This window comes from Pararoseomonas sp. SCSIO 73927 (assembly GCF_037040815.1).
Classification (GTDB): Bacteria; Pseudomonadota; Alphaproteobacteria; order Acetobacterales; family Acetobacteraceae; genus Roseomonas.
Window position 1 is genome coordinate 4,292,915 of the sequence record NZ_CP146232.1, and the last position, 25,841, is coordinate 4,318,755.

The window sequence follows — 25,841 nt, forward strand, 5'->3', positions numbered from 1 at the left end:
CCATTCCCGGGCCGGCCAGCCGCCGCCTCACTCCGCCAGCCGCCGCCTCACTCCGCCAGCAGCCGGCGCGCGCCGGTGAACCGCCCGGCCAGGGCGCGGCAGTGGCAGGCGACGTGCGGCGCCAGCGCCTCGCACCAGTCCCGCGTGCCCCTGTTCAGCCCGGCCAGGCGGTCCGCCGCCTCCTGCGCGTCCCGCGCCAGCTTCGCCTCGTCGACGCCGAGCACCCGCCCGTCCCGCAGCTTCCAGTCCCCGCCGACCATCACCTCGCGCAGCGCCGCGCCGTCCTCCGTGAAGACGAGCTGGTTCGCAGCATTGTTGAAGGGCGCCCAGTTGATGTGGGCAAGGTCAAGGAAGAGAAGGTCGGCCAGCTTCCCCGGCGCAATCACGCCCGCATCCAGCCCCAGCAGTCTGGCGGAGCCCTCCGTCGCCAGCCGCACGGTCTCCGCAGTGCCCAGCCAGTCCTCCTCCGTCGCGTTCTCCCAGAGGCGGGAGGCGAAGGCGGCGAGGCGCATGGCCTCGAACATATTCTGGTTGTCGGAGGAGCCGGAGCCGTCCGTTCCCAATCCCACCGTGACCCCAGCCCGGATCGCGGCCCGCGCGGGCGCGATGCCGGAGGCCAGGCGCATGTTGGAGCCGGGGTTGTGAGAGAGCCCCGCCCCCCGCCGCGCCAGCAGCTCCAGGTCCACATCGGTGAGCCAGACGCCATGGGCCACGCTGAAGCGCTCGTTCACCAGCCCCAGCCCGTCCATGTGCGCCAGCAGGGTGGAGCCGTAGCGGATCTCTCCGCCGCCCGCCTGATAGCGGGCCTCGGCCACATGGGTCTGCATCGGCATCCCGTGCTCGGCCGCCAGGTCGCGGCAGCCCGTCATGAAGTCGTCGGAGCAGTGCAGGGGGATGGTCGGCGCCACGCCCAGCCGCACCGTTGTGCTGCGCCAGGACCGGGCAGCCGCGTGGATGGCGGCCAGGATGTCGTCCGGCCGCGCCATGCTCATTCCTGCGGCGCGCGCCCGGTGCTCCTCCGGCAGGGCCCCGATCAGCCCTGGGGTCGCCTGGAAGAAGGTGAGGTCCGCCACCATCGGGGCGAGCACGGCGCGCAGGCCCACGGCCTCGTAGGCCTCGGCCATGACCTGCAGCCCCTCCACCGTGGGGCCGGGGAACTCGAAGGGCAGGTCGTAGCCGGCGGTGCAGCCCTTCCGCAGCATCTCCACCGCGGTGAGGGCGGTGGCGAGCCGCTTGTCCTCCAGCCCGCGATGCCCGCCGATCCAGGGGGCATGGGTCAGCAGCAGCGCCAGGTCCCACTTGTCGCCCATGCCCTTGGAGAGCCCGCCATGGCCGTGGGTGTGCCCGTTGACCAGGCCGGGCATGACGAGCCGCCCGGCGGCATCGTGCCGGGCAGCATCCTCCACCGCGGTGCCGGGCGGCAGGATGGCGGCGATCCGGTCCCCCTCAAGCAGGATCTCGGCGAAAGGGGCGGAGAGGGCATCGGGTGCCAGCACCCGGGCCCCCGTGATCAGCAGGCGTTCCATGCGCTGCACCCTGCAAGGGCCGCGCCGCGCTGCCTACCCCAATCCGCCTACCCGAGCCCTGGCGATCCGCTATATCCCCCCCATGACCATCTCCATCGACATGGGGCGCACCACGAACGGCGCCGCGGGCACGCTCGACCTGGAGGAGCTTCTCGCCACCCGCCTGCTGGTCCAGGGCAATTCGGGCAGCGGCAAGTCCCACCTCCTGCGCCGGCTGATGGAGCAGTCCGCCCCCTGGGTGCAGCAGGCCGTGATCGACCCGGAGGGCGACTTCACCTCGCTCGCCGAGAAATTCGGCCACCTCGTCATCGATGCCGCCGCCCATGCGGAGGAGGCCATGGCCGCCGCGGGCGACCGTGTGCGCCGCCACCGCGTCTCCGTGGTGCTGAACCTCGAAGGGCTGGAGGTGGACAAGCAGCTTCGCCACTCCGCCGCCTTCCTGAACGGGTTGTTCGACGCGGAGCGGGACCACTGGACCCCGATGCTGGTGGTGGTGGACGAGGCCCAGCTCTTCGCCCCCGCCGCCGGCGGCGACGTATCGGATGACGCGCGCCGCGCCGCCCTGTCGGCCATGACGGATCTGATGTGCCGGGGACGCAAGCGCGGCCTGGCCGGGATCATCGCCACCCAGCGCCTGGCGAAGCTGGCGAAGAACGTGGCGGCCGAGGCGTCCAACTTCCTCATGGGCCGCACCTTCCTCGACATCGACATGGCCCGCGCCGCCGATCTCCTGGGCATGGAGCGCCGCCAGGCCGAGCAGTTCCGCGACCTGCAGCGCGGCCACTTCATCGGCCTCGGCCCGGCCATCGCCCGCCGCCCGCTGGCCATCCGCGTCGGGGCGGTGGAGACGGAGAGCCGCGGCTCCGGTCCCTCGCTCACTCCCCTGCCGCAGACGGCGCCGGAGGAGGCGCGGGAGCTGATCCTGGCCGCGACCGAGCCGGCCGCCACCCCGCGCCGGGAGCGCCGCCCGCCCCCGGCGCCGCCCCAGGACATCCTGGCGCAGCTCGCCCAGGCCTCCGGCACGCGCCCGGCCGCCGCCGCCCGCGCGCTAGAGCCGGAGCCGAGCCCGGAGGAGGCCGCGGAGCGCGAGACCCGCACCCGCGCCATCCTGCACGAGATGCTGGCGGAGGAGGACGCGGCCTTCCGCCCGATCGGCGTGCTCTACCAGGACCTGCTGGTGCGGCTGCGCATCCACGCCGTGGGCGGCAAGCCGCCGGAACTGCCGGCCTTCCGCCGCATGCTCGCCGTGGCCCGCGCCGGGGTGCCGCCGGAGGCCGCGAACGATCCCGGCTGGCCCGAGGCCGCCGCCCGCGCGGACACGCTGCCGGAGGACACCCAAGGCGTCTTCCTGCTGCTGGCCCACGCCGCCCGGCAGGGGCTGCCCTGCCCGTCGGACGCCGCGATCGCCCGCGCCTACGGAAGCCGCTCGGCGGGCCGGGCGCGGCGGCTGCTGACCTGGATCGAGGAGCAGGGCCTGATCGTGCAGAAGCCCGCGGCCGGGGGGCGGCGGATCGTCGCGCTCGTCGGGCTGGCCTGGGAAACGGCACCGGGAGACCCGGGTGCGGCCTAGGGCGATCGCGAGCAGGTCCACCGGAGGGGGGTTATCGATCGCAGGAGCGCGCGGGGAGGGCAGGCTCAACCTCCCCACGACCCCGCTCGCTCCGATCCCGGCCCTCATGACCCGTGGCCGCTCCGATCCGAGCAGCGGTTACCGATCCTTGGCGGGATCACATGAGGGATCGCTGCCCTGCGTCAGATCGTCCGAAGATCGGTGATGGAATAGTTGCTGGTCTGGCCCGGCACGCTTGCCTGGAGATAGAACCGCCAGCGATTCCCGTCGCAGCGCCCCATGACGGCAGCGAAGCCCGTGTATTCAGAGTTCCGGCGGAACTCGCCCTGCATCGCATGCATGCCGGTCTGCACCGCAGTGGACAGCGCCGCCGATCCGCCCGCGGCATTGGCGTTTGGCTGGACATGACTGACCAGCACAGCGCCGTTCGCGTCCGATCCTATGCCAACCGTGCAGCCAGACAGCTTGGAGGTGATCATCAGACTCCCCGCCGCAATCGGCAGAGTGTAGTGGCTGCTTCCGGCCGCAACATCGGCCGTCTGCACCATGGGGATGTAGTAGGCATTGAAGCAGTCGGCCGGTACGGGGTTCTGTGCGGGGCCGGGCTGCTTGATGAATTTCACGAAGGGCCGGTCTTTTTTCAGGCCTAGCAGGCCACTGAGGCCGGTGGTGAAGCCCATGGCGGTCTGATGCCCGAACTCCACCTTGAAGGTGGCGAGGGCAGCTTGCCCATTCGCGGGCGCGGCACCGCTCCCGCCGTGAATATGGAGGTAGCACCGCCGCATCAGCTTTTCGGGGTCGGCCAGAAGGGCCAGGACGTCGTTCAGGGTCATGCGAGGAACAATGTCATTGGCGCAATGACAGGTCGAGGCACCTGATCTCTGACATGTCTGTGACGCGCCTTGAGTGTTTCCGTCACCGTCCAGCCCGCCGCAGGATCGCCCGCACCGTAGCGGCCTGACTGGCCCACCCCGCTTCCCGGTCGCTGCTGTCCGGCCGCCTCGGGCGAAAGCGCTTGACCGGGCGCGGCAAACAACCGCTCCTCCCCGCCCGCGTTCACGGGATGGGATTACGGCAAGTTGTCGCAACCGTGCTCCCGATCCGGAAGGAAGCTCCGTCAACGACAGCCTCCAGCCCCGGGAGGGCACCTCCCCGGGGCCGGCGCCGCTGCTACCAGCGGTACGAGACGCTCCCCAGCACGTTCAGCCGGTTGCCATAGAAGCAGGAGTCGTTCGTCGAGCAGCGGCTGACGTAGCGCGTGTCGCCGAGGTTGCTCGCGTTCACCGCAAGTGTCAGGCCGCGCAGGCGCGGGGAGGCCTTCTCGAGGTCGTAGCGCACCGTGGCGTCGAACAGGGTGGTGGAGGGCACCACGAAGTAGTTGCTGTTCGCGCTCGTCGTGTTGCCGAGGTAGCGCACGCCCGCGCCGAGCGTGAGGCCGGAGAGCGGCCCGGCGGCGTTGACGAAGGTGTACTCGCCGTAGAGCCCGGCCGTGTGGCGCGGCACGCCGTTCGGGCGGTTGCCGTCCTCGGCCGCCACCGTGGTGCGGGTAATCTCCGGGTCGAGATAGGTGTAGGATCCGGTGAGGGTGATGCCGTTGCCCAGCTCCGCCACCGCCTCGAGCTCCAGCCCGCGCACGCGGATCTTGCCAACCGAGACTTGGTTGAACTGGCTGCTCGGATCGGCCGTGAGCGTGTTCTCCTGAGTCAGCTGGAAGGCGCTGGCCTGGATGAAGCTGCGCATCCCGTTCGGCTGGAATTTGATGCCCGCCTCGTACTGCTCGCCCTCAAGCGGATCGTAGGTGGCGCCGGTGACGGTGGTGCCGATCTGCGGTTGGAAGGACCGCGCGTAGGAGACGTAGGGCGCGAGGCCGTTCTCGAAGAGGTAGATCGCGCCGACGCGCCAGGTGAACTTGCCGTCGTACTGGTAGCTGTTGCTCTCGTTCAGGCGGCTGCGCGTGTCCGCATAGGCGAAATCCTGCCGGATGCCGCCCAGCAGCACCAGCTGGCCCCAGCGGATCTGGTCCTGCAGGTAGAGGCCGTACTGGCTCGTGTTCTGCCGGATGTCGCTGAAGCGGGAGGAAAGGTTCGGGATGGGAAAGGCGCCGTAGACCGGGGCGAAGAGATCTAACCCGAAGCTCGGGTCGCTCGCGAAGGCCTGTCCGTTGCGATAGGCGACATAGTTATAATCGAAGCCGCCGAGGACGGTGTGCGTCAGCGGGCCGGTGGTGAAGTCGGCGCGCAATTGGTTGTCCACCTGGAAGGTGGAGACGCCGATATCGGCGCGATAGGCAATGCGGTTCAGCGTGCGCTGATCGGCGGCCAGCCCGCCGCCATAGACCTGGTTCCAGGCAATGTCGGTGTGGGAGTAGCGCGCGTTCTGCTGGAAGGAGAACACGTTGTTAAAGCGATGGCTGAACTCGTAGCCGATGCCGAGTTGCGTGCGCGCGTACTTGTCGAAGTCGGGCTCACCGGTGAAGCGGTCGCGGCTGATACGGCCGAAGGCAGTGGGCCGCCCCGTGCCGTTGAAAGGCAGGAATTGGTTCCCATTCGTGCTGTCCTGCTGGTAGTAGCCCAGCACCGTCAGCGAGGTGTTCGCGTCCGGCCGGAAGGTCAGGGCGGGGGCGATGAAGGCGCGGTCGTCCCGCGTGTGGTCCACGGTCGTCTCGCTCTTACGGCCGAGCGCTGTGAGGCTGTAGGACCAAACGCCGTCGGCCGTCAGCGGCCCGCTGCTCGTCGCCTGCGCCTGGGCGCGGCCGTAGCTGCCGGCCGTCAGACGTACCTCGCCCTGCGCCGTGTCCGTCGGGCGACGGGAGACCATGTTCACCAGCCCGCCCGGTGCGATCTGCCCGTAGAGGACGGAAGTGGGGCCGCGCAGGATCTCGTAGCGCTCCAGCCCGTAGGTCTCGTACACGTTGCCGGCAAAGCCGGTGTTGTAGCGGAGTCCGTTCAGGAAGATGCCGTTGTCCTGAGCGTTGAAACCGCGGATCTGGAACCAATCCGTGCGGCTGTCCGTACCGTAGTTCTCCACCCGCACGCCGGCGGTATAGCGCAACGCCTCGCCGAGGGTCTGGGCCTGGCGCGCGTCGATCTGGTCACGCGGCACCACGGAAACGGATTGCGGGTTCTCGATCAGTGGCGTGTCGGTCTTGGTGCCGCTGATCTCCTGCCGCGCCACGAAGCCGCGCACCGGGTCCAGCGCCCGCTCAGCACTTCCGGCCACGTCCACCAGCGGAACGGAAACGGTCTCCCCGGCTTCCTGGGCGCGGGCGGCCGTGACGCCGACAGCTGTGAGCGCAGTGGCGCTCATCAGCCCGGCCAACAGGCGAGCGGGACGGGAAGGGGCGGGGCGCATGGCGGTCTCCGATGCCGGTTGCAGAAGGTCAGTCGCGGCAAGTCTCTCATTTATGTGACGTGAGAACGCCTCGCAATCGCTCTTCAGCGTAATGTTCGTGTCATCCGGAGGGTGCGGCATTTCGGCAACGCTCGCCCCCGTGCCAGCCCCGTTTATGCTGACCGGACAAGTCCAGGAGAGAACGAGCCATGCCCTTGTCCAGACGGGCCGCCCTCGCGGCGCTCGGGGCCGCAGCAGGCGCCCGCGGCGCCGCCGCCCAGTCCAACGCCATCACCCTCGTCGTGCCCACGGCCCCGGCCGGCACCACGGACTTCGCCGCCCGCCTGCTGGCTGAGCCGCTGTCCCGCCAGCTCGGCCAGCCCGTGGTGGTGGAGAACAAGGGCGGCGCCAACGGCGCCCTCGGCACGCAGGACGTGGCGCGTGCCCGGCCGGACGGCACGCGCCTGCTGGTGCAGTACTCCGGCTACCATGTCGGTTCGCCAGCGCTCGTCCCGAACATCGGCTACGACGTGCGGCGGGACTTCGCGCCGGTGTCCCTGCTGCTGGACGCGCCGCAGGTGGTGTTCCTGCACCCCTCCGTTCCGGCCGCCAACATGGGGGAGCTGATCGCCTACGCGAAGGCCCGTCCGGGGGAGCTGAACTACGCCTCCTCCGGCAACGGATCCCTCCAGCACCTCGGCACGGAGCTGCTGAAGCTGCGGACAGGAACGCAGATGACCCACGTCTCCTACCGCGGCACCGGCCCGGCCACGCAGGACCTCGTGGCGGGGCGCGTGCAGATGATGATCACCACGCCGCCGCCGCTGATGCCTTTCGTGCGGGAGGGCCGGCTGAAGGCGATCGCCATCACGGCGCCGCAGCGCCACCCCGCGCTGCCGGACGTGCCCACCCTGGCGGAGCAGGGCCTGCCGGACCTCGAGGTGATCGGCTGGTTCGCCGTGTTTGCCCCGGCGGGCACGCCGGACGCCACGCTGCGGCGCCTGACCGAGGCCTGCAACGCCGTGGTGGCCACCCCCGAGTTCCGCCGCCGGGCGGAAGAGCAGGGCGCGATCATCCGGGTGATGCAGCCCGTGGAAATCCAGGCCCGCGTGGTGCGCGAGCTGGACGAGTGGACCCGCGTGGTGCGGGAGGCGCGGATCCAGCCGGATTGAGGGGAGGGGGCCCGCGCCCCCCCCCCGCCCTATCGCTGTTCCCCTTTCGCTCGATCCTCCTTCACTCAGTCCTTGAAGGGATCGAACTCGTCCGCGCCGGCCATCGCCACGGCGAAGGGGCGCAGCCGGTGCAGCACGCGCACCGTGCCCGCGTGCTCCGCCACCACCTGGTCCAGGCGGCGATAGGCCATCGGGCTCTCGTCCAGGTCTCCGCCCGAGAGCGTCACGCCCTCCCGCTTCAGCCAGGACTCCATCTCCGCGCGGACGAAGCGGCGCTTCGCCTCGCGGCGGCCGACGGTGCGGCCCGCCCCGTGGACGGTGGAGTAGAGCGCCGCGGCCGAGGCCTGGCTCTCCACCCCCTCCAGGATCACGGCGGCGTCCGCCATGGAGCCGCCGACGAAGCCCTGCTGGCCCGGGAAGGCCGGCGTCGCGCCCTTGCGCACCACCCACAGGTCGCGCCCGCCATGGCACTCCTTCCAGGCGTAGTTGTGGTGGTTGTGCACGCTGTGCGTCACGGCCCCGCCGAGAATCCCGCGCACCCTCTCCACCACCCACTCGCGCCCGGCATAGGCGTAGCGCCCGGCCAGCTCCATCGCGGCCAGGTAGTCCTGGCCGAGCGGGCTGTCCTCCTCCACCACCGCCGGCGGGACGTGCATGCCGTCCTTGCCCCCCGCCGCCTTCAGGTAGCGCGTGGCGCTGCTGTGCCCCAGCCCGCGGCTGCCGAAGTGGACGCCGATCCAGACGAGGTCCGCCTCGTCACGGAACAGGTCCACGTAGTGGTTGCCGGACCCCACCGTGCCGAGCTGCGCCGCCGCCTTCTGGCGGTAGTCGCTCATGCCGGAGGCGCGCCACGCGTCGTCGTCGTCGAGCAGCGGGTGCTCCACGCGCTCCGCGTTGGCGCGGCCGACGCCGAAGGACACGTGGCGGCGGATGTCCGCCAGCACCTCCGGGACGCGGTCCCGCACCTCCTCGAAAGGCAGGTCCAGCCGGACGGCCATGTTGCCGCAGCCGATGTCGAAGCCGACCCCGGAGATGCTCACCTGCCCCTCATAGGCGATGACGCCGCCCACGGGCTGCGCGTAGCCGAGATGTCCGTCCGCGCAGATCACGCCCGCCACGGGGCGCCCGACGGCGAGGCAGTTGCGCATCTGCCCGATCGTGCCCTCGTCATGCGCGCCGAACACGGTGAGCGGCGCGTCGCGCCAGGCGGGCTCCTGCGCGCCCACGGCAACGCTCGCGACCTGGGCGGCGGTGCGCTCGGCGCGCGCGGCGTCGCGGAAGCCGCACCAGGCCGGCATGCCGCGCCCATCGAGCTCCTCGCCGGGCTTGGGAATACGGGAGTCGGGGTCGATGCCGGCGGCGAGCGCGAGCTCGCGGCAGCGGATCTCCAGGGAGTCGGGCTGTCTCATCGGAAGGTTCTCCACGTCGGGATGCGCGGCCGGGCCCCGCGCGCCGTTCTGCCCAGACGGCCCGGCAGGCACGACGTGCCCGCGCGGAACCGGTCCCGCCCCGCGCAAGCGTGCGGGGCGGGAAGGGGATGCGCGACGGCAGGCCGAAGGGCGGCACCGACGCGCGGGAAGGATGGGTTGACTGTCACGATGCCGTCCGCGGATGGGTGATCCGGCGGGCGGAGCGGGAGAGGGGCCGGAACCGCCCCTCAGGGCGGTGCCGGGCGCGTCACCCGGCGGCGGACCCCGGTCCCGGGCGCGCCGGAGAGGGGAGAGAGGTGCAGCGCCGTTCGGGCAGCATCGGCAGGATGGCCGCGCTCCGGACCGGATAGCCTGGGAAGGGCCGGTGGGCGTTCGGTGCGTCGTATCGATCCATGCCAACCTCCTCCTTCCCTGTGGTGCGGTGAACGCGGGCGGCGGTTCACGCCGTTTCGGGGCCGGGCGTATCGCGTGCCCGGCCGAAGCATGTCAAGCGGAAGTTGGCGAAGGGTGAAGCGCCGTCACGCCGCCAGAGCGGAGCGCCCGGGCATCGCCCCGCCCCGGATCGCGCCCGGCGCCGTGCTGCCCCACTGCACGGCGTGCCCCGCGGGCAGGGCCCGGCTGTTCGGCGCCGCAAGCCAGATCCGCAGCAGCACGCGCGACGCACCGTGCGCCGCGTCGTCCGCGTAGGCCGTGCGGCCGTGGTAAGTGACGTGCTGGTTCATCAGCTGGATCTGGCCGGGCTCGAAGGGGATCTGGAGGCAGAGTTCGTCCGCGAGCGCGGCCAGCATGTCCATCGCCTCAACCTGTTCCGGCCGCAGCGGCGGCACGCCGGGCTCGGCATGCGCCATCTCCACGTAGGTGCGGGAGTACTGGCTGGTGAAGGCGCCGGTCGGCCCGCGCGAGAAGACGGGCATGGTGAAGACGCGGTCGGACACGTCGTCACCCTCCTCGTCGGCCGGGCGCATGCGGTGGAAGGGCTCGTAGAGCACGCGCAGCAGGTCCGGCCGCCGCTCCGCCATCGCGTCGTGCAGCGCGATGGTGGACACAATCCGGCTCTCCCCGCCCGCGATGCCGTTGGAGGCGCAGAGCAGGCAGAGCAGGTCGCACTTGTCGGTGTGGAAGCGCAGCGGGCCGGTGGAGCGCGACCGCGCGCGGGCGGAGGGCACGGCGCCGCCCGCGTCCGCCCCTGTCACCGCCGCGCCGGTTCCGGTCTCATCCTTCACCTCGGCCAGGATCTCGCCTTCCGTGTTCTGCGGCAGCTGCGTGCCGAGATGGGCACACAGGCCCCAGAACACCGCGTTCAGCTCCTCCGCCGTGTAGCGCCCGGGCGTCAGGCCGGCGATGCGGACCAGGCCGCGCCCGTTCTCCAGCTCCTCAGAAACGGCAGCCAGGGTCCTCCGCAGGCCGGGCAGGGGGAAGTCCGCGGCGCAGATGCGCGACAAGGGCAGGCCGCGCGCGCGGACGCCGGCCAGGGCCGCGTCGATCTCCGCCACCGCGGCCTCGTCCAGCCGAAAGACCCAGCTCTCGTCGCGCGTCAGCTCCGCGCCGGTCCAGGCGGCGCGGCCGCCAATGGGAAGAAGGTGTTCGGGCTGCATAGGCGGACCCTCGCGCGGCGGCCCCTGGCGGGTCAAACCGATCCTGGCATGATCGCTGCATCGACTGATCGCCCGTCCTCCAGGGATCGACCACCCATGCCCAGCCCGCGCCGCCGCGACCTCGCCGCGCTCCTCGCCCTTCCCGGCGCGCTCTCCCTGGCCCGGCCGGCGCTCGCCCAATCCTGGCCAACGAAGCCCGTGCGCTTCATCATCCCCTGGCCGCCCGGCGGGCTGAATGACCTCATCGCGCGCGGCTACAACGATCAGGTTTCCCGCCGTATCGGCCAACCGATCGTGAACGACTTCAAGGCGGGCGCGGGCGGCCGCATCGGGGTGGCGGAGATCGCGCGCGCGGTGCCGGACGGCTACACGATCAGCATGGGCAACCTCGGCCCGCTGACCATCTTTCCGCACCTCTACCGGGACATGCCCTACGACGCGCGGCGCGACCTGGTGCCGGTGACCATGTTCGCCGCCTCGCCGCTCGTCCTGGTGGTGAAGAAGGACCTGCCCGTGAACAGCGTGGCGGATCTCGTCGCGATGGTGAAGGAGCGGCCGGGGCGGATGAACGCCGCCTCCGTCGGCGTCGGCACCGCGCAGCACCTGATCTTCGAAATGCTGAAGGAGCGGGACGGCATCCAGATGGAGCACGTGCCCTACAAGGGCACGAACGAATCCCTGCCGGCCATGCTGCAAGGCGACGTGCACGCGATGTTCGACACGCTGCCCCTGATGCTGCCGCAGCTGAGGGCGGGCGCCATCAGGGCGCTGGCCGTCACCACGCCGCAGCGTATCCCGCAGCTGCCGGACGTGCCGACGATGGTGGAGGCCGGCTACCCGGACGCGGATGTCGTCACCTGGTACGCCGTGATCACCCCCGCCGGCACGCCGCGCCCGGTGATCGACCGGCTCTACCAGGCCTACACGGAGGCCGCCGGCACGCCGGAGGTGAAGAAGCTGCTGGAGGATCAGGGGCTGATCTACCTGCCCAACACGCAGGACAGCTTCGCCCGCCGCATCGCTGCCGAGTCCGACCGCTGGTCCCGCATCATCCGCGAGCAGAGAATCAGCGTGCAGTAACCTCCGCCAACGCCCCGGGCCTCGATGCTCCGGGGCGGGGCGGCAACGGATCGTCGGACGACTCACCTGCATGTCCAGCGGAATTTCGCGGCCGCTGCCCGCCGCTGACAGGTCTGGCCCGGCCGCCGCCTGGATGTCCGCTGTTGCAGGAAGACACGGGCGGCCTGGAAGCCCACGGCCGTCGCCGCCGTTTCCGGCACCGTACGTGCTCACTGGAAGGTTAGCCCATGCCCATGCGCCGCGCGCGCTTCGGACAGCTTCGCCCGGCCATCGCGGCCGGCGCCGGAACGGGCGATCCCCGTCGGCAGGCCCTTCCTGCACGACCGGCGAAGCTCCGGGGGCGCGCTCGGTGGCCAACCCGGCCGGGGAGGCGTCACCCTTGCCGCTGCTGACAAGGGACGACCTGCGGCGCCAGTCGCCCCTGGCCTGGGCGTCCATCCTCGCCCTTCTCGGCGTGGCCTTCTGGTTCTGGACCCTGGAGAAGGGCAATGCCGCCGGGGGCACGGCCCTGGCCGCCTTGGGCTGCCTTGGCCTGATCCTGCCGCCGCGGGAGCGGATGGGGGTCCTTCCCCGGCGCATCCGTGCCCTGCCACGAGGCCTGGACGCCGTGCCGGCCCTGGCCTCCCTTGTCTCAAGCCCCGGCTACGGGCTGAACTGGTTCTATGGGCAGAACCCCTATGACGAGGTCGTCCACCTCGTCAGCGGCGGGCTGTCCGGGGCGGTATTCCTGGCGCTGCTCGCGGCGGACGGGCGCCCGCGCGGCCGGCTCCGCCTCGTGCTCGCCGCAACCCTGTTCGGGCTGAACCTCGGCACGGTCTGGGAGGCCTTCGAGTACGCGACCGGGCTGATCGGGGACTGGACGGACACCTGGACCGACGTGGTCCTCACCACCCTCGGCGCCGCCCTGGCCGGGCTGCTCTGGCCCCGGCGCTGATCCCGTGCTCGTCGCCACCTACAACGCCCATCGCGGCCGCAGCACCGCCGGGATCTTCCGGCCCGCCCGCATCGCCCGGGTGATCGCGGAGACGGGGGCCGACCTCGTCGCGCTGCAGGAGGCCCAGCACTGGCTGCGCCCCGGGCGGGCCATGTTCGACGCTGCCTGGCTGGAGCGCGAGGCCGGGCTGCTGCCCCTCTCCGTCACGGATCGTGCGGGCGAGCAGGGGTGGCGCGGCAACGTGCTACTCGTCCGCCCGGGCGCGAGGGTGCTGCGGCCGCCGGTCGGCCTGCGGATCGGCGGCCTGGAGCCGCGCGGGGCGATCCTGGCGGAACTCGACCTGGGATGGGGCGCCTTCCGGGTGGTGGCGACCCATCTCAGCCTCGGCGCCGCGCGCCGGCACCACCAGGCCGAAGCGCTGCTTCAGGCAATCGGGCAGGGGCCGCCCATGCCCACGCTGCTGATGGGCGACCTTAACGAGTGGCGCCCCAGGGCATCGGCACTCGGCGTGCTGGAGGCGGTATTCGGGCACCAGCCCCCGGTCCACACCTTCCCGGCCTTCCGCCCCATGCTGGCGCTGGACCGGATCATGGGCCTGCCGCACGGGCTTGTGGTGGACCGCAGGGCGCACGACACGAAGCTGGCGCGCGGGGCGTCGGACCATCTTCCGCTCGTCGCGCGGATCGAGACGGGGATGCTGGCCTGATCCTCGGACGTCGGTCTGTGGCCAGGGAGAGGAAGAAGGAATTCTTCCTCTCCCCGGACCCCTCACCATCATCTTCTTCTAGGCTTTGGTCTCTCTCGGCTGACAGTGCGCCTCGGGTCGATGACCCGAGGCGACTTCTAGGGCAGGAGGAGGCCCGTCAGGTGGAGACCCCGTCTCAGGACGGCACGGCGGCAGCCAGACGGGGATCCAAGGGCCTCAGGCCCTTGGCGGGGGTTCCAGGGGGCGGCGCCCCCTGGTCCCGGACAGGGCAGCACTCAGCCGAGCATCCGCTCCGCCTGGGGTGGCAGGAACCGGTCGGTGAACAGGTCTGCGAACTTCGGCGGGTTGGACACGCCGTAGGCCTCTGCGTTCACCCGGATCAGCAGCTCGCCGCGCGCCTGATCCAGCACGCCCGTGCCGCCCGCCCGCACGTTCGGCGTCAGGATGGAGCGGTCGCGGGTCATGAACCAGCGGCGCTTCTCCAGCGCCTCGTCGAACAGCGCCTCGCGCTTCTTGAGGGAGGCCATGGCGGCGTCGGGCTCGGCCAGCAGCAGCTTCAGCCCGGCGATGGAGGACTTCACGAAGTTCGCGGCCATCTGCGGGTTCCTCTCCAGCCAGTCAGCGCGCGCGACGATGGCGGAGCCGTAGATGTCCAGCCCGTTCTCGGCATAGGGCCAGGCGACGATGTCCTCCTCCTTCGTGCCGAGGCCGACGAGGTTGAAGTAGGTGGTGAAGAGGAAGCCCGTCACGGCATCCACCTGGCCCTGGGCCAGCATCGTGTCGCGCAGGTTGGGCGCCATGCTCGTCCACCGCACGGCGGCGGCGTCGATCCCCGACACCTTCGCGAAGGCGGGGAAGAGCATGCGGCTGCCCTCGCCCTCCGGCGCGCCGAGGCGCTTTCCGGCCACGCCCGCCGGTGCGGCGATGCCGCTCCTCTTCAGCGTGATCAGCGCGGCCGCCGTGCGGTCCAGCACCTGGTAGATGCAGACCAGGCGCTTGTCCGGGTTCTCGGCGTTGAACTTCACCATGGTGGAAACGTCGGTGTAGCCGATGTCGTAGGCGCCGGAGGCGAGCTTCACCGTGGTGTCGCCGGAGCCGAAGCCGCGGTCCATCCGCAGGGCGATGCCGTTCTGGCGGAAGATGCCCCGGTCATCGGCGAGGGAGAACATCCCGTGGTTCCCCTGCAGCGCCCAGTCCAGGCAGAAGCGCAGCGGTGCCTGGGCCAGGGCGGGGCGGATGGCCGGCGCGGCCAGCCCGGCGGCACCGGCCGCGAGAAGGGATCGGCGGGAGAGGGTCATGGTCGGCGTTCTCCGTGTGTCGTGGCACCCGGATCCCGGGGCGCAGGAGGCGCGCCCATGCAGGAACGGTGCCGCGGATACGCGGGATCAGCCGGGAACCGGCTCCGCCTCCTCCATGTCCACGCCGACGTTCACGGAATGGCTGCCGCCGCCGAGGATGATGCCCAGCAAGGGGGAGACGTCGCCGAAGTCGCGCCCCCAACCCAGGACGACGTGCTCCTCCTCGACGAAAAGGCTGTTTGTCGGGTCCATCTCCACCCAGCCCGCCTCCTCCCCGAGCCATGCGGCCACCCAGGCGTGGGACTGGTCCGCGCCCACCCGGCGCACCCCGCCCGGCGGCGGGCGGGTGCGGATGTAGCCGGAGACGTAGCGCGCGGGGATGCCGAGCATCCGCAGCCCCGTGATCATCAGGTGCGCGAAGTCCTGGCACACCCCCGCCTTCCGCCGCAGCACCTCCTCCACGGGCGTGGAGACGGTGGTGACGCCGGAGCGGAAGGCCATGCTCTTCCGGAAGGCCGCGATCATCTCCACCGCCGCCTCCCCGGCCGACCGCCCCGGGGTGAAGTGCGAGGCGAAGAAGGCGCGGGCGCCCTCCACCGGCGGCAGGGCCGGGCTGGGGAAGAGGAACTCGGCCACGTCCGGCCGGCGCAGCGCGGCCTCGCGGAGGCTCTCCCAAGCCGGGGTGGAGGCGGGCAGGGGCGGAGGCGCCGTCACATCCACCATGAACTCCGCCGTCACGGTGAAGCGGGCGTGCGGCCGGTCCAGGTACAGCCAGGCGGTGGTGTTGCCGAAGTGGTCCAGCCCCTCCGCCCGCCGCGCCGGGGCGGGGTCGCTGGTCAGGGCGGCCCGCAGGACGCGCTGCCGCCCCTCCAGCGGACGCGGCAGCAGGTGGAGGAGGTGCGTCGCCATCTCCACCGGAGATTCATAGGCGTAGGCCGTGACGTGCCGGACCCGGTAGATCACGCCGCGCCCCTCTCCGCGGTGTCCACGCCGAGCAGGCGCGGGGCGGCGATCAGGGTGAAGTAGCGGCGCCCGATCACGTCGGACAGGTCGCCGACCGCGTCCTTCAGCGCAAGCAGCCGGGGCGAGAGGCCGTTCGCGGCCTGGGCGGGCTCGGCGGCCTGCACCACCTCCGCCACCATCGCCTCCACATCCTGCCGCAGGCGGCGCGCGGCGGCAGAGAGGCTGGGATCGCCGCCGCCCTCCACCCCGGCGAGCAGGCGTTCCGCCGCGGAAAGCTGGAAGGACAGGCCGCGGGGATTGGCGGGGTCCGCCATCACCAGGTCCAGGGCCGGGGCGGGCTGCAGCACGTGCAGGTAGCGCGTGCGGTAGGTGATGACGGAATCGCAGAGCTCTAGCGCGAGAACCAGGGCGCTCTCCATCCGCGCCGGCGGCTCCGCCAGGAGGTGCCCGAGCAGGGCCGAGACGCTCACCCCGCGCTCCAGCCGCCGCCCGAGGTCGAGGAAGCTGTGGGCGCCGCCGCGCACCATGTTCTCTGCCGCCACGCCAGCGACGCCGGAGGCGTAGCGCACCAGCCCGCCGAGCGCGGCGCCGAGCGCGGCCGGGTTGTCCGCGGCGAGGAGCGCGGCGCGGGAGTCCCGCAGCGGCACGGTGAAGGCGGCGTGCATGTCGCCCGTTAGCCGGTCCCGCGTGGCCTCCACCAGCCGCGCCACCTCGCCGGTCAGCCGGTGCAGCCGCCCGCCTTCCCGCCCGGCGCGGGCCAGGGCTCGGCGGAGGGCGGCGTCTTCGCCGGAGCTCGGCCGCTCCTCCTCCGTGATCAGGCGGGCGTCCTGCAGGCAGCGGGCGAGGGCCGCCACCTCCGCGACGTCGTGCGGCAGCATCGGCGCCCGGTCCAGCCGGGCGAGGGTGGCGCGCATCAGTCGGGCGGAATCGTCCAGCCGCTCGACGTAGCGCCCGAGCCAGAACAGGTTGTCCGCGACGCGGGAGGGCAGGTCCCCCGCCGCGCGGCGGATAGGCAGGGCCGGGAGGTTCAGCGGCCCCGGCCCGCGGATCTCCGCCCGGTCCTCCGACAGCACCCAGACATCCTTGCAGAGCGGCGTCGCCCTGCCCTCCGCATCCGCCACCCGGGCAAGACCGCCGGGCAGGGCGCGCCACTCCGCGCCGTCGTGCAGCAGGAACATGCGGAGCACGACAGGGCGCGGCTCAAGCCCCTCACCGCCCAGCTGAAGGGAAGGGGAGAGGGAAGGGGCCATGCGGGCCACGGCGCACCAGGCACGCGGATCCTTGTCGGGTCCCGGCCCCTCGGGCACACCGCGCGCGGCCGGGCGAAGGGTGAAGCCCTCCGGCGCCGCCGCCACGCGCGCGCGGGCCGCGGGGTCGCCGAGCCAGAGCGTCTCGCGGGAGGGCAGGGCAGGGACTTCCCCCAGCAGCGCCTCGCAGAGGGCGGGCAGGAAGGCGCGCAGCCCCGGCGCCTCCGCCAGCCCCGCCCCGGGGTGATTGTGCACGGCCAGCCCGCCGGCCCGCATCGCGTCCAGCAGCCCCGGCACGCCGAGCGAGGTGCGTCCGCCGAGCTCCAGCGGGTCCAGCAGCGCGCCGTCGATCCGGGAGAGCAGGACGCGCACGGGCTGGAGCCCGCGCAGCGTCTTCAGGTACAGGGCGCCGCCCCGCGCCGTCAGGTCTCCCGCCTCGGCCAGGGCGCAGGAGAGGTCGCGGGCGAGGGTGACGTGCTCCGCCCAGGCGCGGTGGCCGACGCCGGGCGTCAGCAGCGCCACGGCGGCGGGGCCGGAGGCATCGCCTCCAGCGGCGTGGTGCAGCATGTCCCGCCAGGCGTCCACGAAGGGGCGCAGCGGCCGCATCGGTACGGCGCGGGTGCATTCGGGCAGGGTTCGGGCCATGTGGGCGCGGTTTGTCAGCGCCTGGGCCACCCCCTCCATCGAGACCAGCCGGTCCGCCGCCACGTGCCAGCGCCCGTCCGGGCCGCGGATCAGGTCCGCCGCATAGCCGTGCAGGAAGCGGGGCGGCGCGGCGCCGGGCCGGGGGTCGCGGCACGGGCGCAGGAAGCAGGGATTAGGAAAAACGAGCTCCGGCGGCACCATCCCCTCGGCCAGGAGCCGCTGGGGACCGTAGAGGTCGGCCAGCACCGCCTCCAGCAGCCGGGCGCGCTGGGCCAGCCCCGCCGCCAGCGCCTCAAAGCCCGTCGCGTCCAGCACCAACGGCACGGGGTCCAGGCGCCGGGCCCGGTCCCCCGGAGCCGCCGCCGGCAGCAGCCCGGCCGTCCCCTCCTCCTCGAAGGCCCGGTCCAGCCGCTGGGCGCGCAGGGCGAGCTCCCCTTCCGGCAGGCCGCAGAGGGCGCCGAGCAGGCCGCTCCAGTGCGGGCGCACGCGGCCGCGCCCGTCGACCATCTCGTCCGGCGCCGTCACTTTTGGGGAGGCGATGTCGGGAAGGGGTGCGGCGACGTCCATGCCGGGCTGTTCGGCCTCATTCTGGCGGGGCGGGCGAGGGGGCGCAGCATAGCGGCCGGCGCGCGGGGGGCTAGCCCGGCGGCGGAACGGGCGCGCTTCCGCGACCGGCCCGCGCCGTGGCATCAGGGGGCCGCGCGCATCGGCGCGGGCATCGGGCCCGCGGCCGGAACCGGCCTCCGAAGGGAACCACCATGGGCACCAAGTACCGCATCGACCGCCGCAGCCTCCTCGCGGGCGGCTCCGCCCTGGTCCTCGTCCCCGGCGCGCGGGTCTCGGCCCAGACGCTCGACAAAGTGGTTTTCCAGACGGATTGGCGCGCCCAGGCCGAGCATGGCGGCTACTACCAGGCCGCCGCCGCTGGCATCTATCGCCGGTACGGGATCGAGTGCGACCTGCGCCAGGGCGGCCCGCAGCAGAACCCCGCGCAGATGCTCGTGGGCGGGCGCGCGGACATGATCATGTCCAACCCCTTTCAGGCGTTGAACTACGCGCGGGACGGGATGCCCTTCCTCTGCATCGCCGCAATCTTCCAGAAGGACCCGGTGATCCTCATGACGCATGAGGAGGCGGGGATCGACAGCTTCGAGAAGATGAAGGGCAGGCCGGTCAGCCTCAGCGCCGCCGGGCGCGTGACGCACTGGCCCTTCCTGCGCAGCCGCTTCGGGTTCGATGACGGGCAGATCCGCCCTAAGACGACGGGCCTGCAGGGCTACATGGCGAACCCCGACGCGATCTGGCAGGGCTTCGTCTCCTCAGAGCCCTACTCCGCCATGCAGGCCGGGGCGCGCCCGCGCGTCCACCTTCTCGCGGATGCGGGGTACGAGGCCTACAACACCACGATCGACGTCTCCGCCCGAATGGTCGCGGAGCGGCGCGACCTGGTGCAGCGCTTCATCGACGCCACGGTGGAGGGCTGGACGGAGTACATGAGGGGCACGGACGTGGCCGCCGCCAACGCCCTCATCAAGCAGCACAACCCGGAGATGCCGGACGACCTGCTGGCCTACGGGCTGCGCGCGATGAACGAGCGCGGGATCGTCCGCTCGAACGAGGCCCTGACCCTCGGCGTCGGCGCCATGACGCATGAGCGCTGGGACCGCTTCTACGGGATCATGCGGGAGACGGGGGTCTACCCGGCGGGGCTGGACATCCGGCGCGGCTACTCCCTGGACTTCGTGAACCGCAAGGTGGGGCTGGGCTGACGCCTCTAGCGGGGCCCGGCTACCACGGCAGGTCCACCCAGGAGAGGTGACCGCCCTTGCCGGCCCCGGTGTCCATGAACACTGCCGCGCCGCCCCCCGCGCCGAGCTGCATGTAGGGGCGGCCATCGGTGCTCCGTACCTCGTGCCCGCAATAGACGGTGAAGCCCTGGGGAATGCGGTCCACCCAGTCGTGCAGCCGCTCGGGGAAGCCGTCGTCGCGCATCCGGCTCGTCACCTGGCCGAAGAGAGCACGGGGGACGAGGCCCTCCGGCTTGCGCGCGCCGGCATCCGGCGGCGCCGGGGCGTGCAGCATCCGCGGGTGAAAGCCGCCATGGACGAAGAGGCGCTGGTCGATCCGCAGCCAGGCCGGCGCCCGGCCGATCTCCTCCACCGCGCGCCGGCGCAGGCTCTCCGCGTCGCCCGCGGCGCCGATCTGCTCCAGCGTGCGGCCGAGCCCGCTCGCCTCGATCCGGAGGGAGGCGCCCTCCAGCGCGCGGCGCAGCTTGTGGTCGTGGTTGCCCAGCATGAAGAGGCCGCGGCCCTCCACGCGCAGGGAGATGGCGCGGCGCAGCACCCCCGGCCCGTCCGAGCCGCCATCGGTCAGGTCGCCGAGCTGGATGACGAAGAGCCGCTCTGCCGCCGCGCCGTCCACGGCCGCGTGGAACGCGTCGGCGTCGCCGTGGACGTCGCCGACCACGCGGATCCCCTCGAAACGGCCGCGAATGTCCCTCAACCCGCGCCCTCCCGAGGGAGGGTGAGGACCGGACCCAGGCCGCTCACGCCACCGGCTCCGCGCGCCGGCGCATCGGGGCCATGGGCACGCTGAACAGCCGGTCCGGCCCCAGCAGGAACACCCGCCCGCCGCGCGGGAACAGCCCGCCCAGCGCCGGGTCGCGCACGTCCAGCCCGCCCGTGTAGGCGCCGAAGGAGGGCAGGATGACCCGGCGCGCATCGGTGGCGAAGCAGGGGCGGGAGATGCCGCCCGCCCGCGTGGCCAGCGTGGCCTTGGGGTGGAAATGGCCGCTCAACTCGCCCCCGGTGCGGGGATCGGCCTCGTGGCGGAAGGTGAGGGGGCCGTCCACCAGGGCTTCCAGCGCAGTGCCGGGCAGGCCGCGCGGTGCCACCGGGTCGTGGTTCCCCAGCACCCAGACCACCTCCTCCACCGCGCCGAGGATGCGCTGAAGGGCGGCGCAGTCGGCCGGCGCCATGCGGTCGCAGCCCAGGGGGTCGTGGAAGCTGTCCCCCAGCAGAACCAGCCGCGCCGGGCCGTAGCGGCGCACCGCAAGCGCCAGCTTCGCCAGCGTCTCCCGCGTGTCGTAGGGCGGCACGAAGCGGCCGCGCGCGGCGAAGTGGCTGCCCTTCTCCAGATGCAGGTCGGAGACGATCAGCGTCTGGCGCGCGGGCCAGGAGACGACGCCCGCGGGATCGAGCATCAGCCGCTCGCCCGCCAGGTGCAGGGGGGCGGGGGTCACGAGGCCAGGCCCTTGGCGCTGCGGACGAAGCGGCGCGGCGGCGGGCGGCGCTTCCGGTCCTGTCGTCGGGGGCGATCCACCACGCCTGAACGCACGCGGACGCCCTCCGTCACCTCCGCCAGCACGTCCGCGAAGTGCTCGGCGCCGTCCGTCGCCTCCTCCACCAGGGCGGCGGCCTCGGCCAGCAGCGCGTCCTCCGCGCCGCCCGCCACCCATTCGCGCCCCTCCTCGATCAGGGCGGGGACGGCGAGGGGGGAGACGCGATCCAGCCGCCGCACCCGGATCTGCCCCTGCACGCGGGCCAGCAGGGTGGCGATGCGGGACACGTCGGTCAGTCCATGGGCGGCCTCGGCGCGGGTGGCGCGGAGGAGGATGTGGTCGGGCTCGTGTTTGCGCAGCACGTCGTAGATCAGGTCCGAGTTCATGGTCATCTGGCGGCCGGACTTCTCCTGCCCGGGGTGGTTCTTCTCGATCAGCCCGGCGATCGTCGCGATGTTGCGGAAGGTGCGGCGGAGCATGGAGCTCTCTGCGATCCACTCCTCCAGCTCCTCCCCGAGGATGTCCTCCTCGAACAGGCGCTCAGGGCCCGTGGGCTCGAAGGCGGACCAGGTGGCCAGGACGTAGTCCGTGCCGAGGTATCCCATGGGCGCGAAGCCCAGCCGCTCCATCCGCTTGGTGACGAGCATCCCCAGCGTCTGGTGCGCTAGCCGCCCCTCGAAGCAGTAGGCGACCATGAACCAGCGGCCGCCCTTGGGAAAAACCTCGATCAGCATCCCATCCCGCTGCGGCATCTCGGAGCGCCGCTGCTGCAAGCGGAGCCAGTCCCGCACCGGGTCGGGCAGGGCGCGCCAGCGTCGCGGCTCGGCCAGGATGGAGCGGACGCGGAAGGAGAGGTTAGTGGAGAGCGGCAGGCGGGCGCCGGCATAGGTGGGCACGCGCGGATCGCCCTCGCCGCCGCGGGAGACGACCATGGTCAGGGCGTCGATGCCCTCGTAGCGGAGCGTCTGGCCGGCGAAGATGAAGCTGTTTCCCGGCTCCAGCGTGGAGGCGAACCACTCCTCCACCTCGCCCAGCACGGGGCCGCCGCGCAGCCGTACCTTGATCATTGGTGTATCGACGATGGTGCCGAGGTTCATCCGGGCCTGTCGCGCCACGCGCAGGTCGCGGACGTGCACCAGCCCCTCGGAATCCGTGAACAGGCGGCGGAAGCGCTCGTAGGCGCGCAGCGCGTAGCCGCCATCCTCCACGAAGCGCAGCACGTCGTCGAAGTCGCGGCGGGACAGGGTGGAATAGGCCCCGGCCCGCGTCACCTCGGCGTAGAGCTCGTCCGGGTGGAAGGGCGCCTGGCACGCCATGGCGAGGACGTGCTGCGCCAGCACGTCCAGCCCGCCCGGCCGGGGCGGGTCGCCGTCCAGCTCGTGGGCGCGCACCGCCTCGGTCGCGGCCACGCACTCGATCACCTCGAAGCGGTTCGCCGGTACCAGAACGGCCTTCGAAGGCTCGTCCATCCGGTGGTTGGCGCGGCCGATGCGCTGGAGCAGGCGGGATACGCCCTTGGGCGCCCCGACATGGATCATCTGGTCCACCGCGCCCCAGTCGATGCCGAGGTCCAGCGAGGCGGTGGCCACCACGGCGCGCAGCTTCCCCGCCGCCATCGCCGCCTCCACCTTTCGGCGCTGGGTGATCTCCAGCGAGCCGTGGTGAAGGGCGATCGGCAGGTTGTCCTCGTTGATCCGCCACAGCGCGGCGAAGATCAGCTCTGACTGGGCGCGGGTGTTGACGAAGACGATCGTCACCCCCGCCTCCGCGATCCGCGCCAGCACGCCCGGCGCGGAGGCGATGCCCATGTGGCCGCCCCAGGGCAGGTGCCCCTCCGGCAGCATGAGGCTCATCTCCGGCTCCGCCCCGCCGCGTCCCACCACCAGGCGCACATCCTCGGCGCGGGCGGTGGGGGAGAGCCAGGCGCGCAGCGCCTCCGGGTGCGCCACGGTGGCGGAAAGGCCGACCCGGCGCAGGCCCGGCGCCAGCACGTTCAGCCGGGCCATGCAGAGGGAGAGCTGGTCGCCCCGCTTCGTCCCGGCCATGGCGTGGGCCTCGTCCACGACCACGCTCCGCAGCCCGGAGAAGAGCTCCGGCGCCTCCGGGTTCGCCAGGAGGACCGCCAGGCTCTCCGGCGTGGTCAGCAGGATGTTGGGCGGGGTTTCCTTCTGCCGGGCGCGGCGGTTCTGAGGGGTGTCCCCCGTCCGGGTCTCGATGCGGATGGGCAGGCCCATCTCGGTCACCGGGTCCATCAGGTTCCGGGCGATGTCCACGGCCAACGCCTTCAGCGGCGAGACGTAGAGGGTGTGCAGCCCTTCCCGCGGCGCCGCGTGCAGCTCCAGCAGGCTGGGCAGGAAGCCTGCGAGCGTCTTGCCGCCGCCCGTGGGCGCGATGAGGAGGGCGCTCTCCCCGGCGGATGCGGCCCTCCAGAGGGCCAGCTGATGAGGTCGCGGTGTCCAGCCGCGCGCGGCGAACCAGCCCGCGAAGGGTTCCGGCAATGTTCCCATGGGCCCCTGGTATATGGCATGGATCTGACGCGCTGCGAGAGCCGCCCCGCAAACCAATGAGTCGAAAGCCTTCCGTATGGCCGAACTGAGCCCGTTGCTGCCCCTGATCCTGGCCGGCCTGGCACTGCTGGGCGTGGCGGCGCTGCTGTTCCGGCGGGGTGGGGGCGGCAGTGGGGAAGCCCTGGCCGTCCTCTCCGCGAAGCTGGACACGCTTGGGGCCGCGCAGGAGCGCGGGGCCGCGAGCGCGGCCGAGAGGGCAGCCGCCACTGAACGGGTGATGGCCGACCGGCTGGCCGAATCGCGCCTGGCGACGGAGGCCGCCCTGGCCGCCCAGCGGGAACGTCTGGGCGCGACGGAGCAGGCGCTGGCGGACCGGCTCTCCGAGGCCACGCGCGCCATGGCCGATGCCCTGGCGGCCCAGGGGCTGGCGGTCGCCAATTCCAGCGCCGCCCAGAACGAGCGGCTGGCCGCGCAGGAGAAGGTGCTGGCCGAGCGCCTCGCCGCCTCGTCGCTCGCGCTGACGGAGACGCTGGCCGGCGCGCTCTCCGCCCAGAACGAGCGGCTGGCGGCGCAGGAGAAGGCCCTGGCGGACCGGCTGGCCGCCTCGCAGGAGGCGCTGGGCGCCGCCGTGGCCGCGCAGAACGACCGGCTGGGACGAGTGCTGAACGAGAACGCCGTGAAGGCCGAGGAGACCGCCGGCAAGATCCACGAGCGGCTGGCCGTGATCGACGCGGCGCGGGCCAACATGGAGGCGCTGGGCGCGCAGGTCGGTAGCCTGGCGCAGATTCTCGGCAACAAGCAGTCCCGCGGCGCCTTCGGCGAGGTGCAGCTGCGCCAGATCGTGGAGGACCGCCTGCCGCCGGACGGCTTCTCCTGGCAGCACACCCTGGCGAACCGCACGCGTTGCGACGTGCTGATCCGCCTGCCCTATCCGCCAGGGCCCATCGCCGTGGACAGCAAGTTCCCGCTGGAGGGGTGGCTGGCCGCCCGGGATGCGGCCGACGACGGCGCCCGCATCGCCGCCACCAAGCGCTTCGCGGCCGACGTGACGCGCCATGTGGACGACGTGGCCGGCAAGTACATCTGCCCCGGCGAGACGGCGGAGGGCGCGCTGATCTTCGTGCCGAGCGAGGCGATCTACGCCGACCTCCACGCCGCCCACGCCCCGGTGGTGGACCGGGCCGCGCGGCTGGGCGTCTACATCGTCTCCCCCAGCACCATGTGGGCCGTGCTCGGCACCATGCGCGCGCTGATGCAGGACGTGCGGATCCGGGCGGAGGCCGGGCAGATCAAGGCCCAGGTGGCAGAGCTGGTGAAGGATGTGGGCCGGCTGGACGACCGCGTGACGAAGCTGCGGAAGCACTTCGTGGACATCCAGACCGACGTGCAGCAGATCGAGATCACCACGGGCAAGATCGCCCGCCGGGGCGTGGCGATCGAGGCGGTGGAGCTGACCGACTCCCCCGTCCTCTCCTCCTCCGGCGGGCTGCTGGCGCCCGCGGTGGAGTAGGCGGGGGAGGAGGTCTCCTCAGGCGGGCGTCATCCCGATTGTCTTGACCACCGGCTCCCACTTCGCGATCTCGGCCGCGAGCCAGGCGGAGGCGGTGGCGGGCGTGGTGTCGGAACGCGGCTCGATCGTCATATCCGTGAAGCGCTGCTGCGCGCGCCCGTCCCGCACCACGGCGTTCGCTGCCTCGTTCAGCTTCCGCACGATCTCCTCCGGCGTGCCCGTGGGGGCGAGGAGCATGTGCCAGGTATAGGCCTCGTAGCCCGGCAGCCCGGCCTCGAAGAAGGTTGGGAGGTCCGGCAATTGGGGCATCCGCTTTGCTGAGCTGATCGCCAGTCCCCTGGTCTGGCCGCGCCTCACGCTCTCCACCCCGTCGGAGGCGACGTTGAGGAACATGGTCAGGCTGCCGTTCAGCAGGTCCGGCATGGCGGGCGCGGCCCCGCGGTAGGGAACGTGGTTCATTTTCAACCCGCCCGCCGCGTGCAGGAACAGCTCGGTCGCAAGGTGCACCGCCCCGCCCGCGCCGGAGCTGCCGTAGTCGAACCGGCCAGGATTCTCCCGGATCATCGCCATCAGCGCCCGCAGGTCCTGCGCGGGCACCTGATTGTTCACCTGCAGCAGCATGGGGATGGTGCCGAGCAGGGCGACGGGCTGGAAGTCCCGCACCGGGTCGAAGGAGAGATTGTTGAAGAGGCCCCGCAGAACGGAGTGCGCGACGGTGCTGTAGAGGAAGGTGGTGCCGTCCTTCGGTCCCTTGGCCACCATCTCCGTGCCGACCACCACGCCGGAGCCGGTACGGTTCTCCACCACCACGCGCTCCGGCAGGATGTTGGAAAGCCCGTCCGCGACGATCCGGGCGGCGACGTCGGTCGGCCCTCCCGCCGCGAAGGGGCAGATGAGCCGGACCGGCTGCCTTGGCCAGGCCCCCTGCGCCCGCACGATGCCCGGCGCGGTCAGCCCGGCTGCGACACCCAGAACCCCACGGCGCCTGATGCGCATGACCTTTCCTCCCTCGCTGGCGCTTTCCGCACCTTGTGGGAGAAGCCTGTCA

19 protein-coding genes are annotated in these 25,841 nt (G+C 72.3%); 7 read left to right on the forward strand and 12 right to left on the reverse strand.

Translation table 11 applies throughout. The features are described from left to right. Positions 1 to 47: 47 nt before the first annotated feature. Positions 48 to 1,526, reverse strand: coding sequence for an amidohydrolase family protein (locus VQH23_RS20235; RefSeq protein WP_338662471.1), 1,479 nt, complete (start codon positions 1,524 to 1,526; stop codon positions 48 to 50). An 82-nt stretch (positions 1,527 to 1,608) separates the two neighbouring features. Between VQH23_RS20235 and VQH23_RS20240 the strand changes: the two genes are divergently transcribed. Continuing rightward, positions 1,609 to 3,096 (forward strand): ATP-binding protein, encoded by a 1,488-nt coding sequence (locus VQH23_RS20240; RefSeq protein ID WP_338662472.1) that lies wholly within the window; start codon positions 1,609 to 1,611, stop codon positions 3,094 to 3,096. Positions 3,097 to 3,278: 182 nt separating this feature from the next. Here VQH23_RS20240 and VQH23_RS20245 read toward each other — a convergent pair whose 3' ends face one another. Both VQH23_RS20245 and VQH23_RS20250 read right to left on the reverse strand, forming a co-directional pair. Beyond that, positions 3,279 to 3,929, reverse strand: a complete 651-nt coding sequence (locus tag VQH23_RS20245; RefSeq protein WP_338662473.1) for a hypothetical protein — start codon at positions 3,927 to 3,929, stop codon at positions 3,279 to 3,281. A 337-nt stretch (positions 3,930 to 4,266) separates the two neighbouring features. Further along, positions 4,267 to 6,402: a TonB-dependent siderophore receptor gene (locus VQH23_RS20250; protein ID WP_338662474.1), complete on the reverse strand. Its 2,136-nt coding sequence runs from the start codon at positions 6,400 to 6,402 to the stop codon at positions 4,267 to 4,269. Between the two features lie 233 nt (positions 6,403 to 6,635). Between VQH23_RS20250 and VQH23_RS20255 the strand changes: the two genes are divergently transcribed. Next, positions 6,636 to 7,598, forward strand: a complete 963-nt coding sequence (locus tag VQH23_RS20255; protein ID WP_338662475.1) for a tripartite tricarboxylate transporter substrate binding protein — start codon at positions 6,636 to 6,638, stop codon at positions 7,596 to 7,598. A 65-nt stretch (positions 7,599 to 7,663) separates the two neighbouring features. Here VQH23_RS20255 and VQH23_RS20260 read toward each other — a convergent pair whose 3' ends face one another. Both VQH23_RS20260 and VQH23_RS20265 read right to left on the reverse strand, forming a co-directional pair. Next, a complete protein-coding gene (locus VQH23_RS20260; protein WP_338662476.1) occupies positions 7,664 to 9,007 on the reverse strand; it encodes an RtcB family protein in 1,344 nt (447 codons plus the stop codon). A gap of 539 nt (positions 9,008 to 9,546) precedes the next feature. After that, on the reverse strand, positions 9,547 to 10,623 hold the full coding sequence (locus VQH23_RS20265; protein WP_338662477.1) for a TauD/TfdA family dioxygenase: 1,077 nt from the start codon (positions 10,621 to 10,623) through the stop codon (positions 9,547 to 9,549). A 96-nt stretch (positions 10,624 to 10,719) separates the two neighbouring features. On the opposite strand from VQH23_RS20265, the gene VQH23_RS20270 reads away from it, so the two are divergent. From VQH23_RS20270 to VQH23_RS20280, 3 genes are all read left to right on the forward strand, one after another. Further along, the gene (locus VQH23_RS20270; protein ID WP_338662478.1) at positions 10,720 to 11,703 is read left to right on the forward strand and encodes a tripartite tricarboxylate transporter substrate binding protein; all 984 of its coding nucleotides are present in this window, start codon (positions 10,720 to 10,722) and stop codon (positions 11,701 to 11,703) included. 379 nt (positions 11,704 to 12,082) lie between these two features. Continuing rightward, positions 12,083 to 12,637 carry a hypothetical protein gene (locus VQH23_RS20275; protein WP_338662479.1) on the forward strand — a complete coding sequence of 185 codons (555 nt, stop codon included), beginning with the start codon at positions 12,083 to 12,085 and terminating at the stop codon, positions 12,635 to 12,637. Between the two features lie 4 nt (positions 12,638 to 12,641). Then, the gene (locus tag VQH23_RS20280) at positions 12,642 to 13,343 is read left to right on the forward strand and encodes an endonuclease/exonuclease/phosphatase family protein (protein WP_338662480.1); all 702 of its coding nucleotides are present in this window, start codon (positions 12,642 to 12,644) and stop codon (positions 13,341 to 13,343) included. Positions 13,344 to 13,618: 275 nt separating this feature from the next. On the opposite strand, the gene VQH23_RS20285 is transcribed toward VQH23_RS20280, so the two are convergent. The 3 genes from VQH23_RS20285 to VQH23_RS20295 form a co-directional block, all read right to left on the reverse strand. Beyond that, entirely contained in the window at positions 13,619 to 14,641 is a 1,023-nt protein-coding gene (locus VQH23_RS20285) for an ABC transporter substrate-binding protein (protein ID WP_338662481.1), read from the reverse strand. An 87-nt stretch (positions 14,642 to 14,728) separates the two neighbouring features. Beyond that, positions 14,729 to 15,604: a transglutaminase family protein gene (locus tag VQH23_RS20290; RefSeq protein WP_338662482.1), complete on the reverse strand. Its 876-nt coding sequence runs from the start codon at positions 15,602 to 15,604 to the stop codon at positions 14,729 to 14,731. After that, on the reverse strand, positions 15,601 to 18,063 hold the full coding sequence (locus VQH23_RS20295) for a circularly permuted type 2 ATP-grasp protein (RefSeq protein WP_338662483.1): 2,463 nt from the start codon (positions 18,061 to 18,063) through the stop codon (positions 15,601 to 15,603). The genes VQH23_RS20290 and VQH23_RS20295 overlap by 4 nt, the downstream gene beginning before the upstream one ends. Before the next feature lie 191 nt (positions 18,064 to 18,254). Here VQH23_RS20295 and VQH23_RS20300 point away from each other — a divergent pair, with 191 nt between their 5' ends. Further along, positions 18,255 to 19,265 (forward strand): ABC transporter substrate-binding protein, encoded by a 1,011-nt coding sequence (locus VQH23_RS20300; RefSeq protein WP_338662484.1) that lies wholly within the window; start codon positions 18,255 to 18,257, stop codon positions 19,263 to 19,265. A gap of 19 nt (positions 19,266 to 19,284) precedes the next feature. Here the strand turns inward: VQH23_RS20300 and VQH23_RS20305 are convergent, their stop codons facing one another. From VQH23_RS20305 to VQH23_RS20315, 3 genes are read right to left on the reverse strand one after another with little or no spacing between them, the layout of a single operon-like run. Continuing rightward, on the reverse strand, positions 19,285 to 19,998 hold the full coding sequence (locus VQH23_RS20305) for a metallophosphoesterase (RefSeq protein ID WP_338662485.1): 714 nt from the start codon (positions 19,996 to 19,998) through the stop codon (positions 19,285 to 19,287). Between the two features lie 43 nt (positions 19,999 to 20,041). Further along, positions 20,042 to 20,737 carry a ligase-associated DNA damage response endonuclease PdeM gene (pdeM, locus tag VQH23_RS20310; RefSeq protein ID WP_338662486.1) on the reverse strand — a complete coding sequence of 232 codons (696 nt, stop codon included), beginning with the start codon at positions 20,735 to 20,737 and terminating at the stop codon, positions 20,042 to 20,044. Continuing rightward, a complete protein-coding gene (locus tag VQH23_RS20315) occupies positions 20,734 to 23,283 on the reverse strand; it encodes a ligase-associated DNA damage response DEXH box helicase (RefSeq protein WP_338662487.1) in 2,550 nt (849 codons plus the stop codon). The genes pdeM and VQH23_RS20315 overlap by 4 nt, the downstream gene beginning before the upstream one ends. Positions 23,284 to 23,359: 76 nt before the next feature. Here VQH23_RS20315 and rmuC point away from each other — a divergent pair, with 76 nt between their 5' ends. After that, positions 23,360 to 24,793 carry a DNA recombination protein RmuC gene (gene rmuC, locus VQH23_RS20320; protein WP_338662488.1) on the forward strand — a complete coding sequence of 478 codons (1,434 nt, stop codon included), beginning with the start codon at positions 23,360 to 23,362 and terminating at the stop codon, positions 24,791 to 24,793. A gap of 18 nt (positions 24,794 to 24,811) precedes the next feature. Here the strand turns inward: rmuC and VQH23_RS20325 are convergent, their stop codons facing one another. Further along, positions 24,812 to 25,789: a tripartite tricarboxylate transporter substrate-binding protein gene (locus tag VQH23_RS20325; RefSeq protein ID WP_338662489.1), complete on the reverse strand. Its 978-nt coding sequence runs from the start codon at positions 25,787 to 25,789 to the stop codon at positions 24,812 to 24,814. Positions 25,790 to 25,841: the final 52 nt, after the last annotated feature.